Source organism: Nonomuraea sp. KM90 (assembly GCF_052246675.1).
Classification (GTDB): Bacteria; Actinomycetota; Actinomycetes; order Streptosporangiales; family Streptosporangiaceae; genus Nonomuraea.
This window is the reverse complement of the sequence record NZ_JBQQCB010000286.1, coordinates 1-3,675: the sequence shown is the minus strand read 5'-3', so window position 1 is coordinate 3,675 and position 3,675 is coordinate 1. Positions and strand designations below refer to the sequence as shown.

General features: G+C 63.0%; 4 protein-coding genes. 1 reads left to right on the top strand and 3 read right to left on the bottom strand.

Going from position 1 to position 3,675, the window contains the following annotated elements:
• The first annotated feature begins 199 nt into the window (after window positions 1-199).
• Complete coding sequence (locus tag ACTWPW_RS63270; RefSeq protein WP_443174896.1) at window positions 200-697, top strand: DUF402 domain-containing protein; 498 nt, start codon at window positions 200-202, stop codon at window positions 695-697.
• A gap of 488 nt (window positions 698-1,185) precedes the next feature.
• Here ACTWPW_RS63270 and ACTWPW_RS63265 read toward each other — a convergent pair whose 3' ends face one another.
• From ACTWPW_RS63265 to ACTWPW_RS63255, 3 genes are all read right to left on the bottom strand, one after another.
• Complete coding sequence (locus ACTWPW_RS63265; protein WP_443174895.1) at window positions 1,186-1,413, bottom strand: hypothetical protein; 228 nt, start codon at window positions 1,411-1,413, stop codon at window positions 1,186-1,188.
• A 688-nt stretch (window positions 1,414-2,101) separates the two neighbouring features.
• Complete coding sequence (locus ACTWPW_RS63260; RefSeq protein WP_443174894.1) at window positions 2,102-2,455, bottom strand: hypothetical protein; 354 nt, start codon at window positions 2,453-2,455, stop codon at window positions 2,102-2,104.
• A gap of 352 nt (window positions 2,456-2,807) precedes the next feature.
• Window positions 2,808-3,191: a hypothetical protein gene (locus ACTWPW_RS63255; protein ID WP_443174893.1), complete on the bottom strand. Its 384-nt coding sequence runs from the start codon at window positions 3,189-3,191 to the stop codon at window positions 2,808-2,810.
• Between the last annotated feature and the right edge of the window lie 484 nt (window positions 3,192-3,675).

Genomic DNA, 3,675 nt, shown 5'->3' with positions numbered 1-3,675 from the left:
CAAAATGCCAGCTCGCTGGCCCCTCCTTGAGGAGGCTGAATGCGGTGAATACTGCTCAATCCCTACATCTCGGGCCAGGGCGAAATCTGGACGAACTATGACAGGTCATCATCGGATGCCCACTCAGGCCCCCGTTCGATCCGCATCTCCATCGTCAGCCCTTCGCGTGCGTGCCGTCCGACGCGGATAGGTTCATCACATGACTGATGTGCGAATCGTCTTTCGAAAGTACGGGGGTGCCTTGCACTGGAACCACCCCGGTCGGCTGCTTGGCGAGGATGAGCACGGCGTATGGGCGGAAGTCCCGGGGGGAACAGTCGCCCGTAAGGGTGAAGGCCCGCCTGTCACGTGGGAGTCAACCGCGATCATGTTGTTCCCCCGGGACGCCTGGTGGACCGCATCCTTCAACATGCCACCCCACAAGAGCGAGATCTACGTCGACGTCACCACCGTTCCCGAGTGGAAGGACGACGAGGTCACGATGCTCGACCTCGACCTGGACGTGATCCGCCTTAGGGACGGACGCCTCATCCTTGACGACGAAGACGAATTCGCCGAACACCAACTCCTGCTTGATTATCCACCCGAATTAATTACACGAGCAGAAGAAACCGCACACTGGCTAGTGGACGCAGTCGGAGGAAGAAAAGGCCCTTTCGGCGGCGCACATCTGCAATGGCTCGCAAGAGGGACCTAGTCCCATTCAACCCAGGTTTCGGCACTCACAGCCAGCATCGCACGGATAATCACACGACCACATTCACGACAACAAAGCCACGCAACAACCCAAACGATCGGCCATATCACCTAAGTAATGGCCATTGCCTTGATACGGCCACAATCACGCTATCACCACGATCTCGTTGTTCGGCAGGTCCTGGCCCGGTAGGGCGGGGATGGTCGCATGCCGGCTGCGGGGTGCGCTGCGCGGTGGGGCCTTCCTCGCTGCTCTGGCCTGCGGGGATGTCGTGGACGCAGCCCCCGGGGTGCCAGCGCGAGTTCCTCGATGGCTTCGCTGAGGTTCTTCAGCTGGTGCCAGGGGTCGGCGCCCTGCGCCGCCCGCGGCGCGCCCTCGCGGCCGCTCGGCCGCGTCCGCGGTCGAGCGGTCCCGGCAGATGAGCTGAACTGCGGGATGCTGTTGCAGCCAGTGGGCGAAGGTGACGCCGAGCCGATCGGACAGCACGTTCAGGCATCGATGCGTGACGGCATGATGATCGTGGCATACCGCTGATCCCGTTTGGTCGCGAAGTCATCGACGCCGATCGCCGGCGGGATGGCCGACAGCGACTCGCGCGGCGGCTCCGGCAGTGCCATCAGGGCGCTCAGCACGCTGGTGCGGCTGAGCGGGATCGCGATCGTGGCCAGCAAAGCGGCTCCGGCTCGCCCGGCCAGCACCAGCGCGCCCGCGATCACCAGTCCCGTCGCGCGCGGCGTGCGACGCCGAAGCGGCCGGCCAGACCCGGCACCTGCTCGTGGACGGTCTGCCGCGTGCCATCCAGGTTGATGGACGCCCAGCGTCGTCACCTCAGCTCGATCACTACCAGCAGCCCGTCCACCAGGCGATCGGCCAGGCGGCGCCGGTGACAGCCGTGCGCCTTACCCGTGGCATCCGCACGAGGGGCAGGGCACGGGGCCGCCTCGCGTGCGGGCCGTCACCTGGATCTGGCCTTCCTTGACGGTCTACCTGCTCGATCTCCACTGCGACCAGGTGCGGGTGAGCACGTTCACCATGTCACGGTTGCACACCGTTCACGATCTCATCCAGAACAGCAGATTGTGGATCGATCGACACAATCTGTCACCACTATAATCTTGGCAGAGCCCCTGAAGTAACAACCACCAGCAGGGCTGAAGCGCTCTCGGCTGGGGACGCACAAGGGCGTGAGGCGGACGGTTAGCTGAGGGCACTCCCCCGGGCATGGAGCAAGTGACCTTCGAAGGGCTCCAGGAACGAGACGATGGAGTGCCATCGACGCCGACAACGTGCGCAGTAGCTACGTGAGCGCACGGGAGGCGGTCGTCGTTGACATCATCGGTCGCCGGGCGAAATCTGGGCCCTCATGTGCCGTGCGGTGCGGAGTGCCGTGTGCCCCGACGAAGTTCAGTAGACACTTGGGAAGCAGCGGTCAAACAACCCCTCTGTCTCCAGGTCGAAGATGATCATTCCGGCAACGGGGGCGAGTCCCGACGTGACCACGACCACTCCCATAATGGTCCGTAGCAGTCCTGATGGATCGGGGCGTCCAGGCAGGATTCGGGCTCTGGCCAGCAGGGCGAAGCAGATGCAGGCGGCCACCAGGACCGGCAACAGGATGATGCGGGTCACCAGCAACACGTTCAGATACTCTCGCCCACCTGCGTCGAGCTGCTTGAAGCAGTCCAGCCATGCCTCATACAGCAGCCATTGGTCAAGCAACGCCCCCCAAAACCCGAGACCTACGGAGGCGACCAGCACGCAAACCGTAGTGTATTTCGCACTCCGCACAGGGAGGGGCATCGGAGAAGGCGGCGCTTCGCGCGCCGAAGTGGTGCGCGGAGGGTGTGGCAAAAATGTCGGCCGGAAGTGGTTATTCACCGATATCTTCCCCTCGCTGACATCACTGGGCGCCTCGGCTGGAAATAGCGATTGCGAGCCCAGGCCTGGCTGCATGCGCCGCGGGACTGGATCGGCGACGACGGTCGCCGATTCGAGGTCAGTTCCAGGTGGCGTGCTTGATGGCGTCCGCGAGGCCGGAGGTGTCCCAACCGTCCACTGATGACGATCTTCTTCTTCGTCAGGTACCACTCCCGCTGGACGAATTTCCTGGTCACGCGATGCTTCCTATCGCATAACCCTCGCCGGCCCATTCGTAGTATCGGGCCTTGTGGCCCTTGCCCACCTGCCGGTGGCCGGACAGCAAAGTCTTTCCGCCGTGGCTGCCGGGGAAGAGCGCGACCTCGTTTCCATAGTTCACACTCTTAAGGCGGCAGGAGGTCGCACCGGGGGCAGGGTGGTAGGGAGGGCGGCCAGGGTCGTACGTCTCCCCGATCCTGTTGAGGTCCTTGGGCCGATCGATCTTCCTGGGGCTGGCGATGTCGAAGTGTGGGCAGACCGACTTCCTACGGTCGCAACCCGCCCAGGTATGCACGAGGAGAAAGTCCTCAGACTTGTAGTGCGTCACCTTGCACGCGGACGGGACGGTCATGCGCATGCCCCGGTAAGAGATCGTCTTCGACTTAGCGGCGGAGATGGACGGGGCCGCAGTGGCGGGCAATGCCGTGAAGACGGTCACAGGGATGCCCAAGACAGCCGCAGGGGTCGCCCATGCCGTCACACGCTTGATCAATCCTGGTTTCATGGCGGATTAGACGCGTGGCGCATGGAAAGATTGCGGCTTCACGGGTGCCGATGAACTGCTTGGCAAGAATACGGCCTATTTTGGCACTTTATCTGCGAAGCAGGCTCTGCAAAGATCTGCCTTTGGGCGTCACATCGGGTGGATGGGGTTGCAGGGCCCGATGCGTCCTCGAGTAGTGGGCGCGTGCGGGGAAGACGCGACGGGGCTTCCCCCAAGGCCAGGTAGTTAAGGTCGTCGTGGTGCTGTCAAGCGCGCGAGTTCTCAGGACGTGGGAACGGAGATCCAGTAGAACGGTGATCTTCCACAATCAGCCGTCGAAAAACTGGATCTCCGTTGA